This window comes from Kosakonia beeri (genome assembly GCF_054165705.1).
In genome coordinates this window covers 1,433,533-1,449,743 of sequence record NZ_CM135106.1, presented here as the reverse complement: position 1 = coordinate 1,449,743, position 16,211 = coordinate 1,433,533, and the positions used below count along the sequence as shown (strand labels likewise).

General features: G+C 55.4%; 16 protein-coding genes. 6 read left to right on the top strand and 10 right to left on the bottom strand.

The window, feature by feature from the left end; translation table 11 throughout:
• The first annotated feature begins 44 nt into the window (after positions 1-44).
• Positions 45-899 (top strand): LysR family transcriptional regulator, encoded by an 855-nt coding sequence (locus ACUY4S_RS07035; RefSeq protein WP_458023363.1) that lies wholly within the window; start codon positions 45-47, stop codon positions 897-899.
• 61 nt (positions 900-960) lie between these two features.
• Here the strand turns inward: ACUY4S_RS07035 and ACUY4S_RS07030 are convergent, their stop codons facing one another.
• Together ACUY4S_RS07030 and ACUY4S_RS07025 are read right to left on the bottom strand one after the other, a co-directional pair.
• Positions 961-3,171: a TonB-dependent receptor gene (locus tag ACUY4S_RS07030; RefSeq protein WP_458023364.1), complete on the bottom strand. Its 2,211-nt coding sequence runs from the start codon at positions 3,169-3,171 to the stop codon at positions 961-963.
• Between the two features lie 50 nt (positions 3,172-3,221).
• Positions 3,222-4,310 (bottom strand): YncE family protein, encoded by a 1,089-nt coding sequence (locus tag ACUY4S_RS07025; protein WP_458023365.1) that lies wholly within the window; start codon positions 4,308-4,310, stop codon positions 3,222-3,224.
• Between the two features lie 691 nt (positions 4,311-5,001).
• On the opposite strand from ACUY4S_RS07025, the gene ACUY4S_RS07020 reads away from it, so the two are divergent.
• From ACUY4S_RS07020 to ACUY4S_RS07005, 4 genes are read left to right on the top strand one after another with little or no spacing between them, the layout of a single operon-like run.
• Complete coding sequence (locus ACUY4S_RS07020) at positions 5,002-6,210, top strand: SpoIIE family protein phosphatase (RefSeq protein ID WP_458023366.1); 1,209 nt, start codon at positions 5,002-5,004, stop codon at positions 6,208-6,210.
• 8 nt (positions 6,211-6,218) lie between these two features.
• Complete coding sequence (locus tag ACUY4S_RS07015; RefSeq protein WP_409429837.1) at positions 6,219-6,800, top strand: SiaB family protein kinase; 582 nt, start codon at positions 6,219-6,221, stop codon at positions 6,798-6,800.
• On the top strand, positions 6,793-7,209 hold the full coding sequence (locus ACUY4S_RS07010; RefSeq protein ID WP_458023367.1) for a DUF1987 domain-containing protein: 417 nt from the start codon (positions 6,793-6,795) through the stop codon (positions 7,207-7,209). Before ACUY4S_RS07015 ends, ACUY4S_RS07010 begins: the two co-directional genes overlap by 8 nt.
• Complete coding sequence (locus tag ACUY4S_RS07005; protein WP_312692248.1) at positions 7,203-7,946, top strand: GGDEF domain-containing protein; 744 nt, start codon at positions 7,203-7,205, stop codon at positions 7,944-7,946. The genes ACUY4S_RS07010 and ACUY4S_RS07005 overlap by 7 nt, the downstream gene beginning before the upstream one ends.
• Positions 7,947-7,972: 26 nt before the next feature.
• On the opposite strand, the gene ACUY4S_RS07000 is transcribed toward ACUY4S_RS07005, so the two are convergent.
• The 6 genes from ACUY4S_RS07000 to nac all read right to left on the bottom strand — a co-directional run bounded on the left by ACUY4S_RS07000 (position 7,973) and on the right by nac (position 12,531).
• Positions 7,973-8,707, bottom strand: coding sequence for an amino acid ABC transporter ATP-binding protein (locus ACUY4S_RS07000; protein ID WP_312692250.1), 735 nt, complete (start codon positions 8,705-8,707; stop codon positions 7,973-7,975).
• Entirely contained in the window at positions 8,704-9,477 is a 774-nt protein-coding gene (locus tag ACUY4S_RS06995; protein ID WP_458023368.1) for an amino acid ABC transporter permease, read from the bottom strand. The genes ACUY4S_RS07000 and ACUY4S_RS06995 overlap by 4 nt, the downstream gene beginning before the upstream one ends.
• Before the next feature lie 5 nt (positions 9,478-9,482).
• The gene (locus ACUY4S_RS06990; protein ID WP_312692254.1) at positions 9,483-10,178 is read right to left on the bottom strand and encodes an amino acid ABC transporter permease; all 696 of its coding nucleotides are present in this window, start codon (positions 10,176-10,178) and stop codon (positions 9,483-9,485) included.
• A gap of 22 nt (positions 10,179-10,200) precedes the next feature.
• Positions 10,201-10,953 carry an SDR family oxidoreductase gene (locus tag ACUY4S_RS06985; RefSeq protein WP_312692256.1) on the bottom strand — a complete coding sequence of 251 codons (753 nt, stop codon included), beginning with the start codon at positions 10,951-10,953 and terminating at the stop codon, positions 10,201-10,203.
• Between the two features lie 122 nt (positions 10,954-11,075).
• The gene (locus ACUY4S_RS06980) at positions 11,076-11,507 is read right to left on the bottom strand and encodes an acetyl-CoA carboxylase biotin carboxyl carrier protein (RefSeq protein ID WP_458023369.1); all 432 of its coding nucleotides are present in this window, start codon (positions 11,505-11,507) and stop codon (positions 11,076-11,078) included.
• A 100-nt stretch (positions 11,508-11,607) separates the two neighbouring features.
• Positions 11,608-12,531, bottom strand: a complete 924-nt coding sequence (nac, locus tag ACUY4S_RS06975) for a nitrogen assimilation transcriptional regulator NAC (RefSeq protein WP_458023370.1) — start codon at positions 12,529-12,531, stop codon at positions 11,608-11,610.
• Positions 12,532-12,899: 368 nt separating this feature from the next.
• On the opposite strand from nac, the gene ACUY4S_RS06970 reads away from it, so the two are divergent.
• Positions 12,900-14,102 (top strand): pyridoxal phosphate-dependent aminotransferase, encoded by a 1,203-nt coding sequence (locus tag ACUY4S_RS06970; RefSeq protein ID WP_312692262.1) that lies wholly within the window; start codon positions 12,900-12,902, stop codon positions 14,100-14,102.
• A 247-nt stretch (positions 14,103-14,349) separates the two neighbouring features.
• Here ACUY4S_RS06970 and ACUY4S_RS06965 read toward each other — a convergent pair whose 3' ends face one another.
• Both ACUY4S_RS06965 and ACUY4S_RS06960 read right to left on the bottom strand, forming a co-directional pair.
• Positions 14,350-14,796, bottom strand: coding sequence for a hypothetical protein (locus ACUY4S_RS06965; protein ID WP_458023371.1), 447 nt, complete (start codon positions 14,794-14,796; stop codon positions 14,350-14,352).
• Positions 14,797-15,434: 638 nt separating this feature from the next.
• The gene (locus ACUY4S_RS06960) at positions 15,435-16,211 is read right to left on the bottom strand and encodes a 5-oxoprolinase subunit PxpA (protein ID WP_312692325.1); all 777 of its coding nucleotides are present in this window, start codon (positions 16,209-16,211) and stop codon (positions 15,435-15,437) included.

Sequence of the window (16,211 nt, the reverse complement as noted above, 5' to 3'; positions counted from 1 at the left end):
GCCCACCGGGTGGCGCTTATCACCGCTATAAGGAAAATTTTGCCATGGCCCACTTTAGCCTCGACCAGCTGGCAACTTACAAACTGGTGATCGCCCGCGGCAGCTTTACCGGCGCGGCGGAAGTGCTGGGTATTTCGCAGCCGGCGGTCAGCCTGCAAATCAGGCAACTGGAGCAGACGCTGCAAACCCGGCTGATTGAACGTTCCGGGCGCGGGTTGCGGGCTACCGCAGCAGGTGAAACTTTTCTTGCGCATTGTGCGCACATTGAAAATGCCGTCAGTGCCGCGGTGCAATCTGTCTCCCTGCATCAACAGGCCATCGGCGGTAAGGTGACGCTAGGCACCGGGGCAACGACCTGTATTCATTTGCTCCCGCCAATACTGCAGCAGCTCCGTACGGCGTTCCCGCAGCTCACCGTTGGCGTTCGTACTGGTAATACCCGTGATATTGTGCGCGCGGTTGAAGAAAACCTGATCGATATTGGCCTCGTCACCCTCCCCGCAGCCGGGCGAAATCTGGCGGTTTCACCGCTCTATAATGAAGATTTTGTCGCCATAACTGCAGAGGATGGCAACGCGGCAGAGCAGCAATTGATCGTGTTTGAATCCGGTAGCAGTACGCGACAGCTGATTGACGAGTGGCTGGCAGCGAACGGGAACGTTAATGCCCCTGCGATGGAATTAGGCAGTATCGAAGCCATAAAACGGATGGTTCGCGCCGGGCTGGGTTACAGCATCGTGCCCGACGTTGCGGTTTACACCGCAGAGGATCGCCAGGGGTTGAACGTTTCGGCCCTGCAGCCGCCTTTGCAGCGTACGCTGGCGCTGGTTATGCGGCAGGATAAAGTGGTCACACGCGGAATGACGGAAGTGCTCAACGCATTAAAAAGGCGGGGATAACCCCGCCTTACTGCGATAAATGCGCCGGCCGGCTAGCACTACGCCCTCCGGCACTGACGGATCAGAAGTCGTAGCTCATTGAGACTTTCAACTGCCGCGCTTCGCCCTGGTAAATATAGGTGCCATTGTCTTCCACACTGGCCCAATATTTCTCGTTCGTGACGTTATCCACTCCAACGCGCCAGATCATTTCGTTCTGTTCTGCATTCAGGCGCATACGGTAACGCATGCCCAGATCCAGCGTGGTGTAGCTGTCGAGTTTCTTGGTATTGGCATTGTTGGCATATTGCGAACCGGTGTAGTTCACTTTCGCCGTCGCGGTCAGTCCATCAACCGGTTTGATGTCGTATTCCGCGCCCAGCACGCCATAAAATTTCGCCACACCGATGGGGCGATTCCCCTGATAAGTGCCGTCTTTGGTTTTGGTCAGTTCTGCATCCAGCCAGGTCGCGCTGCCGTTCAGACGCAGCCCCAGCACCGGCTCGCCAAACACGTTCAGCTCAACGCCGCGGTTACGCTGTTCGCCATCCAGCGCGTAAATATTGGTGGTGCTGTCCTGAATACCCACCGGCTTGTTGATTTCAAACAGCGCCAGCGTGCCGCCCACACGGCCAAAGTCGGTTTTGACGCCGACTTCATTCTGCTTCGAGTGCGCGATCCCTACGCTTTCATACTTGTTGGCTGCGGTTTTGGGCGCAACGCCGCCCGGTTGCAACGCCTCTGTATGGTTGGCATAGAAAGAGACGACCTCCCACGGCTTATAAACTACACCGTAGGTCGGCATCCAGCGCTGCTGGGTATAACGTGCGGTGGTGGTTTCCGCCCCTGTGGCATTGCTGTAGTTACGTACCCACAGCTTCTGGTAACGGGTGCCAACGGTGAACAGTAAAGTGTCATCCAGCAGCCCTAAGGTGTCACTCAGGGTGTAGCCCTGCGCACGATAGCGGGCGGTGGTGAGCGGATCGAAATAATTCCCGCCAAAAGAGGCGTTATCCGGTTTGCTCACGGCTGAACTGTCGTAGAGGTTAACCGTGGGATTATCGCTGGAACTCGACATCCGCCAGGCGATTTTTTCCCGTTTGATATTGGCGGAGTAACCCAGGTTGACATGATGGGAGATAAAGCCGGTATCAAACTTACCGCGCAAGCCGCCCATGCCGCTCCAGGAGTCGCTGATCCGGTTGGTATCAAGGCGGCTGAAAGTGGCATCGCCCTGCGCGTTATAAAGCTTCGGTGCGCCGTACGTTCCCATTTCATGGGCATGCTGCCCACCAAACGCCGCATACGCCGTCCAGTCATTCGTCAGATCATATTCCGCGCGGGCCAGGCCGTATTCATTTTCAATGTCGCTGTATGTCCATTGCTGGCTGTAGTTTTTGCGCGTATCGGGGACGGCGGGCACAAAGTCTACGCCGCTAATATTGACGCCCATCTCCCCACCATGAAAACTCTTTTTCTGATACCCCACATCGAGCGATGTACGCAGCCGATCGCCGCGATAATCCAGCCCCAGCGACGCCGCCGTAGTACGGCGATGATCCTGTTTTACCGTCGCATCACCTTCACGGTGCAGCAGGTTCATGCGCACGCCAAACTGATTGTTATCGCCGTAGCGGCGGCCAACATCCAGGGATCCGCCCAGTTGAGAACGCGTGGAATAATCCACCCCGACACGGGTTGTCGGCGTCTCTTCCGCATGCTTCGGTTCAAGGTTAATCATGCCACCCACACCGGAAGAAGCAGAGCCGTTCATTAGCGCGTTCGAACCTTTAAACACTTCTACACGTTCCAACATCTGGGTATCGACCGCCTGGCGCGGTACGATCCCCGCCAGGCCGCCCATAAGCATGTCATCACCATCGAGTTCGAAACCGCGAATACGGTAGGTTTCGGCGAAGTTACCGTAACCCTGCCCGACCTGAACACCGGCATCGTTACTTACCACATCGGCAATGGTTTTCGCCTGCTGATCCTGCACCAGTTTTGCGGTATAGCCGATCACGTTAAACGGCACATCCATCGCCTTTTGTTCACCCAGTACGCCAAGACGCCCGCCGTGGGCGACCTGGCCGTCCAGATAGGCCGGAACCAGCTCGCTACCGCCAGGTTTAAAATCGCTGTTCGCGGACTGAACAACAATCGTGTCTTCTTTGGTTTGACGGGGGGTGGTCTCCGTGGTCGCCGCTTGTGCAGCGTGCGCAGCAGCGCCAATGGCCAGCGCAAGCAAGGTCTTGCGCAAAGGGGTGTATGTGTTTTTGCTGTTCTTCATCATCGACTCATATCGAAGTGTGTGGAAAACGGCCCGTTGCCAGGCCGGGGTGATTATTGATTCAGTGAAATTCGGGCCACGCTGTCCGGCCCGTTCGTGGAGTGATCTTTATTAAATGGTTGCTTCACGGTGACATACAGTGTCTGCCCGTCGGCAGAGAGCAGCAGGCTGTTCGGGTTCGGCGGCAGATCCCAGCTCTGCTTCACCGCATAGCTTGTTGCATCCAGGCTCAGCACTTTGCCGGACTCACGCTGGCTAATGTAGATCTCATGACGTTTCGGGTTGAATTTCACCGCCAGCGCATCCCCGTCAATCTGTTTCAGCACCTTGCCGCTGTGGATATCCAGCACCAGCGTGGTTTTCGCTTTCGAGTTATCGGTGACAAACAGACGGCCAGTTTCGCTGTCTTCGGCAATATTCAGCAGCAGGGCCGGTTTATCGCCCAGCGGTTTCCAGCGTTGTTCAATACGGTTGTTGCGCGGGTTCACCACCAGCACTTCACCGCCGCCGTTTGCCACATACAGACGCTGGGTTTGTTCCGACCAGTGCAGGCCAGTGACCCACTTACCGGCATGTTTAATACGCGCTTTTACTTTCAGAGTGCTGGCATCAACGACCCAGACCAGGGCCGGATCGGCAACACCGCCGATATAAAGCAAGCCGTTATGCAGCAGGATTTCCCGCGCACCATACGGCTGGCCTTTCTCGTTGCGCTCCGGGAACAGGGTGCGGGAAACCACTTTGCCGTTGCGGGTATCAATAGCGCTCACACCGCCATCCAGCGAGTGGGTGACATACACGGTTTGACCGTCCGGGGAGATCGCCATAGCAAAATTTTTAAGATCGGTATGTGTCACGCCGAGCGTTTTCAGCGTGGTCGGATCCAGCTTATATACCACTCCACCCTGCACATCTTTAAAGCCTTCCGCGCTGGAAACATATAACGCATCACCCTGCGGGCTGAGGGTCATTTCATACAGTCCGCTTGCCAGATCGCGTTTCACGACATGGGCAGGCTGCGGATGCGTTACCGCCGTTTTTTGCGCATCGACAGCAGGCTGTGCACGGTTAATGTTCTGCGCGCTGCAACCCGCAAGCGCCGTGGCCGCCAGCAGTGCCAGTACGGAGGTTTTCATCTTCATTGGGAGGATCCTTTACCGTTAATGTCGTTAAGGCAGGCGAGTCACTGCGTCACACATAACCTGTGATGATTTCGATAAAGGCAGGTCTGTTGCCCGGCGCAGCTCGCCACTGCTGTTCAGTGTCCCTGTAAGCATGCAGGCCTACTGTAAATGCGGGAGAATTCCTTGCTGCGCCCGCAAACACTAAAGAGAATGAGAACTATACGCATTCTTTTAGGCCAGGCAAGAACTATTGCGAACTTCTGTTGTCGGGCGTGAAAAGTGAGCTATCGGGTGACAATGTTGCACTCATTGCGGATTAACGTGTCAACGTTCCAGCGTTGGAAGGCGACACAGCGAATGACGATCCGAGCGGGCAGGCGTGTGAAGCGCCGGATACCGAGCCAGTGAACTTGCACTAAATACGGGGTTGATTGTTAAGATGATAAAGATTATCTTTCTCATTACCGAATAGTTGAGTGAATCACTCGGGTATTCGGTACGACATTGCTCACATTGCTTCCAGTATTTTTTGCCCGCTTTCATAGCGGGCTTTTTTTTACCCCTGGCCTTCCCTGCGGCCCTGTATCTGACGGTTGTTTGCGTTAAAGAACCATAATCTGCCGTTATTCCGCCACGCACTTAATTGAAATCAAACCGTCACAAATCCACCTTAACCTAAGAATATTCTCATACCGGATGTATGCCGAACATGGATATACCGCTTTCATCACGACAGCTAAGCGCTGGCATGTTGCGCCTCGCCGTGCCGCACGTGACGCCAGACAATAACAATGCGCAGGTGATGTCACTGTTCAACGAACATCACGCCCTGATTGGTTTACCGGTACTGGAAAATAACCGTCCGATTGGCATGATCAACCGACATATTTTTCTCTCGCAGATGAGCCGGCCCTTTTTCCATGAACTGTACGATCAGAAAAGCTGCATCGCGTTTATGGATAAAAGCCCGTTGATTGTCGACGCTGATGCGGGGCTTGAATACCTGTCTGAACGGGTGATTGAAACCGGTGATAAAGCGATAACCGAAGGCTTTATTCTCACCCAACAGGGGCAGTACATTGGCATCGGCCTTGGGATTGACCTGATCCGCACCGTCTCAGACTTGCAGGCCAAACAGCACCTGCAAATTATGCAAAGCCTTGAATATGCGCGCATTATTCAGGAATCGATGCTCAGTCGCTCGCGTAACACCATTGAGCAAACGCTGGCGGACTGGTGTTTATACTGGCACCCACGTGACTGCGTCGGTGGGGATATTTATGCTTTCCAGCGCAGCGAAAAAGGCTGGTTGATGGTGCTTGCCGACTGTACTGGCCACGGCGTACCCGGCGCGTTTATGACCTTTATTTTCTCTTCCGCGCTGGAAAAAGCGCTCACCCTGGCTCCGGCGGAGGCGCCAGAGCAACTGCTTAGCCATATCAATCAACATATTAAAAAGACGCTGAGCCAGGTGCACCCTTCCGCCGATCGCAGCCAGTCGAATGATGGTTGCGATGCGATTGCCCTGTATGTCGACACCCATAATGCGCAGGTAAGCTGGGCCAGCGCCCGGATGCATGCCTTTATGCTGGGCGCAGAAGGTGAAGAAGTCATCGCACTGGAAAGCTGTCGCAAAGGCATCGGCTATACCGATACGCCCGTGGATTATCAGTGGCGGCGTTATTCGGCTCCCCTGCACCGGGGAGATACCTTTTTGATGGTGTCGGATGGCGCGACCGATCAGCCCGGTGGCCCGCGCGACATTATGTTTGGCAAAAAACGTATTCAGTCACTGTTGGCGCAACACCGCGCGTTGCCGATGTCCGGCCTTTCCGATGCCCTGCTGGCGGCGTTGAAAAGCTGGCAAGGGCAACAGGCGTCGCGCGACGACATGACATGGTTTGGTTTTCGCTGGTAGATAAAAGCATGCAAATAAACGACCTGCAGGTCAAAGAAGCCGTCCTGCTCCCCCTTTTTACCCTGCAACGGCAGAATGCCGTTGAGCTGTTTTATACCGGCTATTTTTCCCAGCAGCATATTGTTTCGCTGGGCGAGGTCATGCGCACATGGCTGGATAAACACGAATCCTCCGCCATCACGCGGCGTAAATTGTTTTCGGTATTTATCGAGATGGGACAAAACATTGTGCGCTACTCCTCTGACGAGCGTTTTTTGTGCACCGGTCAGGATGAGCTGCGCTTCGGTTCGGTCTGCTTCCATATGGACCCACGCCACTATTACCTCGAAACCGCGAACCTGGTGGGGCCGGAAGCCTCCTCGCTGCTGCAAACCAATCTGGAGGTATTGCGCACCATGACGCAGGCGGAAATTCGCGATGCCTGGAAGCAGGGTTTGCGCGCCGAAGCGCCCGCCACCAGCAAAGGAGCAAACATTGGTTTGCTGACCATGGCACGGGACACCAGTGCACCGCTGGAATATCGCATTCACCCTCTGGCGGCAGGCAACCTGTCCGCCTTTCACTTAAAGGCGACCTTTTGCCATGACTGAGATGACACTGACGCCCCCGATTGAACTGGCTGCCACCGCTGCCACACCGGAGGTAAAGTTCGATTTTGCCGCGCAGCGACTGCTGCTCAAAGGTGAAGCCTACCCGGAAAATGCGGCCGCCTTCTTTCGCCCCCTGCTGGAAGCAACGGAAACCTGGCTGCAAACCCGGCCGCACAGCGATGCCCCCGTGCAGTTGCACGTTGCGCTGAGCTATTTCAACAGTTCCAGCACCAAGCTGTTATTTACCCTGTTTGAAAGCCTGAATGAGTATGCGAAACGTGACATACAGTGTGAATTGCACTGGTATTACGACGCAGAAGACGATATCTCCGAAGAGTTTGGCCAGGAACTGCGTATCGACTTCCCTTCGCTGGCGGTTTTTCTGATCCCGGACATCAACGCATGTTAGATATCAATGAGCTGTTCCGCGAGGACTACTCCGTCCTCGAAGATGCCCGGCTGGCGGCCGCTGACGATCGGCTTTCCGCCGATGCCTGCCGTGAGAAGCTGTGGTCGGTGGCAAAAAACTATCAACGGCTGATCCGTGAATCCTATCGGCTGATTTCACGCAGCGATCGCGCGGAACGCGAACTTAACCGCATGAATGAGCAGTTGCAGCACCTTGCGGCACGCCTGGAGTATGAAGCCACCCACGATCCGCTGACAGCCGTGTTTAACCGCAGCGCGATCATCACTCACATCAATCAGGGGCTGAAGACGGGAAATGTCGCGCTGATCCTGCTGGATATCGATCATTTCAAACGCATCAATGACGAATATGGCCACCCGATGGGCGACCGGGTGATCTGCGCGCTGGTATCACGGATCCGCCGCGCGGTGCCCGAAAGCGCGGCGATTGGCCGGGTAGGCGGTGAAGAGTTCACCATTGTATTGCCCGAAGCCCGAATAGAGGAAGCGATGATCATTGCCAGCTATATTCACGCCTCGCTAAATGCTTCGCCGCTGGACGTTTTACCGCAACAATTCGTCACCGCCAGTTTTGGCGTTAGCCTTGGCGTCAAAGAGAGCGACTTTGAAACGCTCTACAGCACGGCAGACACCGCGCTGTATCAGGCCAAAAACCGTGGACGCAACCAGGTGGCGCTGTATGACGCGTTTTTTCGCCAGCCCGCAAAGGCCTGCTAAGCACCAGGGCTGTCTTTATTCAGGCATCAGTTGCGTAAATCGCTTAAGAAACGCTGTGCTCGCGGGTGTTTGGGTGCCTGAAAAAACGCCTCCGGCGTGGATTTCTCCAGAATACGTCCCTGATCCATAAACCAGATGGTATCTGCCACGTCGCGGGCAAAGTGCATCTCATGCGTTACGCACATCATGGTCATTCCCTCCTGCGCCAGTGAACGCATGACGCTCAACACCTCACCGACCATTTCCGGATCCAGCGCCGAAGTCGGTTCATCGAACAGCATCACTGGCGGTTTCATTGCCAGCGCACGGGCAATCGCCACCCGCTGCTGTTGACCACCGGAAAGCTGCGCCGGGTAAGCATTCGCTTTGTGCGACAACCCAACCCTTTCCAGCAACTCTCCGGCGTGCTTACGCGCTTCCGCCCGCTTCACACCCAGCACTTTGACTGGCGACATCATAATATTGTCCAGCACCGAGACATGCGGAAACAGATTGAAGTTCTGAAACACAAACCCGATGCGGGTACGTAACTGATTAAGGCGTGTGCTGCTGCCATGAATGTCGATGCCATCAAACAGAATTTGCCCTTCCTCTATCGGTTCCAGGCGGTTAACGGTGCGGATCAGCGTTGATTTTCCCGAGCCGGATGGCCCACAAACCACCACCACTTCGCCCGCTTTTACTTCTGCACTCAACTCGGTCAGCGCCTGGTAGTCACCGTACCATTTGTTAACCTGATTAAATAAAATCATCGGGATCATGGTGTTTCCTTATTCAGATTACGATTGGCGAACAGTAGCGCCGCGTCTGTATCATCCGCGGTACGTTGTGGCTGAGCGGTCTGGCGTTTTTCCGTCACCCAACGCTCCAGGCGGTTAGCCAGCCAGGTCAGGCTGAAACAAATGATGTAATAGCTCAGCGCCACAATAGCGAACACCTGGAACGGTTTGGTCAGCAGCTGATTGCTGACCTGGTTGGCGGCGTAGGTCAGTTCCGGAACGTTAATAACGTACCCCAGCGTGCTGTCCTTGATGATCGACACCAGTTGGCTCACGAGGCTGGGTAAAGCATTGAACAGCGCCTGCGGCAGTATCACCAACCGCAGGGTTTTCAGATGGCTCATCCCCAGCGCGCGGGACGCTTCATATTGCCCGTGCGGCAGCGCCTGGATCCCGCCGCGTACGATCTCGGCAATATAAGCACTCTCGTAAATCACCAGCGTACAAAGCATGGTCGAGAAGCCACTGATGTTCTGACCCATCAACAACGGCACACAGAAATAGGTCCAGAACACCACCATCATCAATGGAATGCCGCGCAAGGTGTAAACCCAGCAGGCGGCGGGCCAGCTTAACCAGCGCCACGGCGATATTCTTGCCAGCCCGACCAGCACGCCAAGCGGAAACGAAAGAAGCACCGCCAGCAGCGAGATAAGCAGCGTACATAACACGCCACCCAGCGGGCCATTCGGGTACTGCCCCATCAGGAGCAGCATGCCGTGGTCATGTAAAATGGTAAAAAAATCAAACACGGCGCTTACCTCGCATAGGCACGTTGAAAACGACGCGCCAGCAGCGCGCCCAGCCCCATCAACAACAGCGAAAATGCCAGGTACCCGACCGTGCCAATCGCATACGCTTCAAAGGTGCGGAAGGTCTGGTTTTCGAGGTCGCGCGTCACGTAAGTCAGTTCTGTCACGCCGATCACCATCGCCAGACTGGTGTTTTTAAATAACAACACACTGTGGTTAATCAATGCAGGCAGCGCATTACGGATCCCCTGCGGTAAAATGACGGAACCCATCGCCCGCATATACCCCATGCCCAGCGCGCGCGCCGCCTCATTTTGCCCATCCGGAATGGCCCGCAATCCGCTGCGGATATCTTCAGAAAAGTAAGCCGCCTGGCATAAGCCAAGGGCAAACATTGAAAACAAAAACTCGGCATTGAAGTCATTGATCCACATCTGCAACGACTCCGGCAGCAGGGTGGGAATGGCGAAATACCACATCATTAACTGGATAAGCGTCGGCACGTTGCGGTGGTATGAAACATAGGCCGCCACCAGCCGCATGGCATAGCGGTTTTCACTCATCCGGATAACCAACAGCAACAGTGCGATGAACATGGCCAACAGCCAGGCGCCCAACGCCAGCTCCAGCGTCATTGTCGCCCCCTGGACGATCATGTCGCCTGAATGGCCGGTCAGCACAGCAGAAAAATCGAGCGCCATAGCAAGCCTCCTTCAATGCGGATCAGACGGCGTGTTCACCCGGGCGCATGGTGGACAACCCTCCCGGAACCTGTAGCGTCGGCATGATTTCAATGTTGCCGATGTTCACCGCCACCGGCGCGGCCAGCGCGAAAGCCACGCAATCGGCAATGTCGCTGGCCTGCGGCAGTTCAAACCCTTCAATAAAGCGCTTACGCGCCGCTTCATGATCGCCAGAGACATTGCCAAAAATGTCTGTTGCCACGCGGCCTGGGCAAATTTCCGTGACGCGCACGCGTTTGCCGTAACAGTCGACACGTAACTGGCGAGATAAGGCGTGCACACCCGCTTTAGTGGCGTGGTAAATGGAGTTACCGTTGAAGTTATAAATGGCGGCAATCGAGGTGATATTAATGATATGACCGCAGTCACGCGCCACCATCCCCGGCACCAGCAGGCGGCATAAATGCAGCACAGCGCGCAGATTAACATCCACCTGCGTATCGATGGCTTCTTCATCGGCGCTGAGTATGGAACCCGGGCGGGAAACCCCGGCATTGTTAATCAGAATATCTACGGGCAAGTCGCGGCACAGGTGGGTCAGCGCATCAAGATCCGCCACATCCAGCGCATGAGGAATGCAGCCGGTTCTGTCTGCCAGCGCCGCCAGTTGTTCCCGACGACGGGCAACCGCATGCACCGTAATGCCTTCCTTGCACAAACGTTCAACAATCGCTTCGCCCATTCCGGCGGATGCGCCAGTTACCAGGGCGACTTTATAATCTGAAAATGGCATGTTGCCTCTCCTGTCGGGACGGCTGCGGGTTAACGCAGCGTCGTTTTATTGTGTATTTTTGACTCTATTCAGTTATGTCACGGCGGTATAAGACATAAATGGTTTGAGGCAATAAGGGGGACTTATAATCCGGCCCGTACTTTACTATCCTTATGAATAGAAAGGATTTCCTCATCAAATTCCACCGTATCGTTATGCGACAGCGCAAACGACACCATGCCCTCTGCCGGACTGCGCAGCGGCAGATACAGCCCGCCAACCTGTAACAGCGCCAGTAACTGGTGGCGGGTAACGTGCGCGCCAGCGCCGGCGAAATCGTCGGCTAACAGCGGATGACGCAGCAACACGCGCCCTGGCGCAGGCGCGCAAAGCGGGGTTCGGATCTCAGGCGATTCAACGGTAGCAACGGGGGCCATTAAGACCGGCGACGGCGGTGCGCTGGTCATGCGCAGCGACCAGTTTTCACCTGTCAGTTCAATGCAGTTAATCGTGGTGGCGCGCAAGGCCCGCGCCAGCGCGCGTAGTTGGCGCAGCGTTATTTTGTTGTCATCCATATCCGGCCCGTTATTGGCAGCAATCGTCGGGATTAACTCTATCCTGCCGCGCCTTCGGGGCTGTAAGAGGGTTTCGCTTTGCGGCAATAAGCGGGGCTTATTAGCTCACCAGCGTTAACGGACGGTTATCAGGCGTACGGTTCGCCATCAGCGACAACAAAATGGTTTTCACTGCTTCGGCAGGCTCAGAAAGCGGCAGATGGTCCGACATGCAGAATGACAGCGAAGCATACACGTCCGGTTCGACGATCTTCGCCATCCAGGCATCGGCGGCTTTCAGCATCGCCCGTGCGGCAGACTCCGGCATAATGGTGCAGCCTAACCCGGCAGCAAGTGCGGCATTGAGCGTGGTTTGCGATTCGATCTCGCTGCCCACACGATAATCAATACCCTGCTTCACAAACGCATCGTCCACCACTTTGCGCATAATGTTGTAAATGCGCGGCAGGAACAGGTCATGACGGGCCACGTCATCCAGCGCGATCTCCTTAACCGGTTTACCCAAAGCGTGCGGGCAGACAAAACAGAGATGCTCTTTCATCAGCGGAATAAAACGCAGCCCGTGGATATTGCGGTTGTCATAAATCACCGCCATGTCCATGCGCCCGTTCATGATCAGCTCACTCAGGGTGGTGCCAAAGTTTTCATTAAAATAGAGGGTAATGCCCGGATGCTGGCGACGAACCTCTTTCATTAACGGGATCGCCAGTTGCTGCGCCGCCGTGCCCGGTGCCAGACCAACGGAGACATTACCGCACAGCTCCATGCCCGCGCGATCAATGGCACTCTGAGCCTGCGCGCACTGGCGCAGAATCGCCTGCGCGTGCGTATAGAGAATATTGCCCGCCGTGGTAGGTGTGACGCCGCGCTTGGTGCGGATCAGCAATTGCTGGTTCACTTCTCCTTCGAGGGTGGCAAGTTGCTGGCTTAATGCGGGCTGAGCAATATGCAGAATATCCGCAGCCTGAGTCAGGCTGCCCACATCGACGATTTTAATGAAGTATTTCAGGCGACGCAGATTCATGGCGGTCTCTCCAGTAAGGGCGTTGTCTTCCATAAAGCAATGGCTGTGCCAGTTCTGGTTCGTTGTTGCGCAAAGCGGTCACACAGGTAGCTTATGGCTTGCGCGCCCGATAAAAAAATGCGCGAGTTGCAAAACCGCATCGCACCGGGGTTTTTGCGCACCGTAACGGTGCAACGCGAGCGTCTGGTGCATCGTTGCGGTGTTTTCCCTCCGCGCCAGCCATCATTTTGTGTTATGTCGCCACAACAAAGCAGTATTAGCCGCCCGCTCAGGCTGTTCCCTATTCTCAGGGTGTCAACGCCTTCGATGACACCCACCCGCCGCGCGCACCTGCGGCGCCTAGCCGAACCTGATGGAACACCTGTGCTATGCCTGACATTGCCGATCGACTTAACAACATCGCTATTTCCGCCTCCGTTGCGATGACGCAAAAAGCGCGCGATCTCGCTGCGCAAGGAATTGATGTGGTAGGACTCTCGACGGGCGAACCGGATTTCCCCACCCCTGCTCACGCCATTGACGCTGCACACCAGGCTGCGCTGGCGGGCGATACCCGCTACCCGCCAACAGACGGCACGCCCGCACTGCGTGCGGCGATTGCCCGCAAATTTAAACGCGACAACGACCTCAACTACGATGTCAGCCAAATCATTACCGCCGGTGGCGCAAGGCAAATCATCTTTAACGCGATGATGGCAACCATCAATCCCGGCGACGAAGTGGTGATCCCAACGCCGTCGTGGATCAGCTATGCCGATATTGTGCGTTTTGCGGGCGGTATTCCGGTTGCGATTCCCTGCTACGAAGAGAACGGCTTTAAACCGCTGCCGCAGGATATTGACGCCGCGATCACCGACAAGACCAAATGGTTGCTGCTGAACTACCCCAGCAATCCTACTGGCTCGGTGGCCAGCCGGGACGAGTTGCAGGGCATTGCCGATGTGATGCTCAAACATCCGCACAGCTGGATCCTCACCGATGATATTTACGAGCACCTGATTTACGACGGTTGCACTTTTTTCACGCTCGCGCAGGTTGAGCCTAAACTGTATGACCGTGTGCTAACGGTGAATGGCGTGTCAAAAGCCTACTCGATGACCGGCTGGCGTCTCGGTTTTTGCGGCGGGCCTGCCCCGTTGATTAAAGCAATGAGCAACGTCAATACACAAAACGCAGGCGGGATTGCGACCGTTGCGCAGGCGGCGGCGATTGCAGTGCTGGATGGCCCACAGGATTTGCTACAGGAACGGGCGGCGATTTACCGTAAGCGACGCGATTTTGTGCTGGAGAAACTGGCGGCAATCGCGGGGCTGCGCTGCCATAAGCCGCAGGGGGCGTTTTATCTGTTTGTGAATATTGCGGCATTTATCGGCAAAACCAGCGCCGGCGGACGGGTCATCAATACGGACGCTGATTTTGTGATGGCGCTGATTGAGGAGCAACATGTAGTGAGTGTGCCAGGCGCGGCTTACGGTATGAGTCCGTATATCCGGCTGTCGTATGCGACCAGTATGGAGCGGTTGCAGACGGGGTGCGAGCGGCTGGCGGCGTTTTGTGAGGGGTGTCGTTGATCGGGGATGTTTGATGGCTGTGGAGTTATTTGGCTAACCGTTGTGGAATTGTTCCGTTCGTTAGCTGCTGTAGAATTTTTCTCTGATGAACGTAAGTGGAATTGCTCCGTTCACTAAAGGTACGGCAGACACTTCACTCTGTATGCGGTGAACGGGAGAAGGGCGGCTACCGCGCGCCCCCTTCTCAATCCCCGCAGCCCCGCCGCTTCAGCATTTTGAGTTATAACGGCATCCGTGTTGCTGTCATTCAGAGTTCGATGAGGATCTCACCTTGTTTTAACCAGCGAGGCGCTTTTAGCGTGCCAGCAAAGAAATCGACCAGCATGTACAGCAAGTCCCGCAAAACACGTTCAGATTGTGGTGCGAGAGTGCCACTCATCAGCAGTTGCGTTAACACCTGACAATAGCGACATAACTGGTCGGTTTCGGGTTCGAATATGGGAAAGTGAGCAGGAAAGTGATCAACGGTCAGGCTGGCTTTTAGCGCCTCAGGAACGGGTTCAGGCAGTGCAGGTTGTAACAGGGCAAGACAGGCAGAAAGCCTGCCGCAAAGCGCCATTTTCTGTAACAGATCGTCGCATTCCGCCAGCACCTCAGCAAAACGCTCGCAGTTACCCGCCAACTCGGTGAAATCTGTAGTGTGGTTAAACGGTGAGGTAAATAACACCTGGTTCAGCATTGATGTTGTAGCCATAGACATAGCCTCGAGTGAGTCATGATGCTAACTGCCACCAGAGGTTCCAATCTCATTGGGTGACAGAACCGAACAGGGTTGGAACTACCGGACTCACTGACCGGCGCGTCTTACGACGCCCTCATTCGGCCCGCCATTGAGATGTGGCCAAATGAACAACATAAAAAGTATGTCGCCAGTGAGTGAACAGGGTTCCATTCCCGACGCCTGATTTTGCAGGCGCGGAGAAAACACAGGACTAACACTTACAGGCGGCAAGGGATTATAGCTAACCTGATGAAGGAAAAGCCATTCCGGGAATCAGCTTCGCAAAAATCATGTAATACAGACTGAGATTGCAGGCGCGATACTTACAGCAATACCCATTTTTCAATTATCAAAAGCGACTGAAGCGGCGGGGTTGAGTCCCCGCTGAAATCGGCAAACCGGAGCACCGATTTCCCTGCGGGGATTGAGAAGGGGGGGCGCGGTAGCCCCCCTTCTTCCGTTCACCGCTTACAGAGTGAAGTGTCTGCCGTACCTTTAGTGAGCGGAACAATTCCACAAGAGCCACCTGACAGAACAGCTTCTCACCCGTTAGCAAGCGGAACAGTTCCACCTCTGTTAACCAGAGAACAATTCCACTATGCCACCACCGACTAAACCCAATCCCCCACCACCTCGGCTGCCGGCGCAATCGTCCCGCCGCAGGCAATAATCTCACTACGCACAATCCCCGCCAGCTCCACCGAACCCGGCGTATCACTATGCACCAGAATCGAATGCGCCCGCACCGGGATCACTAACCGCTCAATGGTGGTGACTGTCCCGTCCTGCAAAAACTGCCGCACACGCCCGCGCACTGCGCCTTCCTCTTTGATTACCGCTCCTGGCTTACCGCGCGGCACCAGGCGCCCTTCCGCATCGTAGGCACGGTCGGCAAGAAACAGTGTCAGGCTTCGCAGCCCGGCGCGTTTTGCCGCGCGTTCAATAATCGTCTCCGGCTGTGAAAAAATAATCAGCGCAGGATCAAGTCGATAAATCGCCTGCATCACTGGCAATGCCAGCGCCTCATCGCGGTTAATCATATTGCCCATCGCCGCATGAAAGCTGACATGGGAAACCGCTACCCCTTCCCCTTTGGCAATCGCCTGCAACGCGCCAATCTGATACACCACCTGCTGGCACAGCTCATCGGCGGTAAACGCCATCTCTTTACGGCCAAAGCCCAGACGGTCCGGCAGGCCCGGATGCGCGCCAATACCCACGCCACTGGCTTTTGCCAGCCGCACCATCTGCGTCATCGTCATCGGGTCGCCCGCGTGAAAACCACAGGCGATATTGGCCGAAGAAACACGCTGCATCAGCGCCGCGTCATCACACAGTGTGTAGACGCCAAACCCTTCACCCATATCGGAATTTACATCGATTTTCAT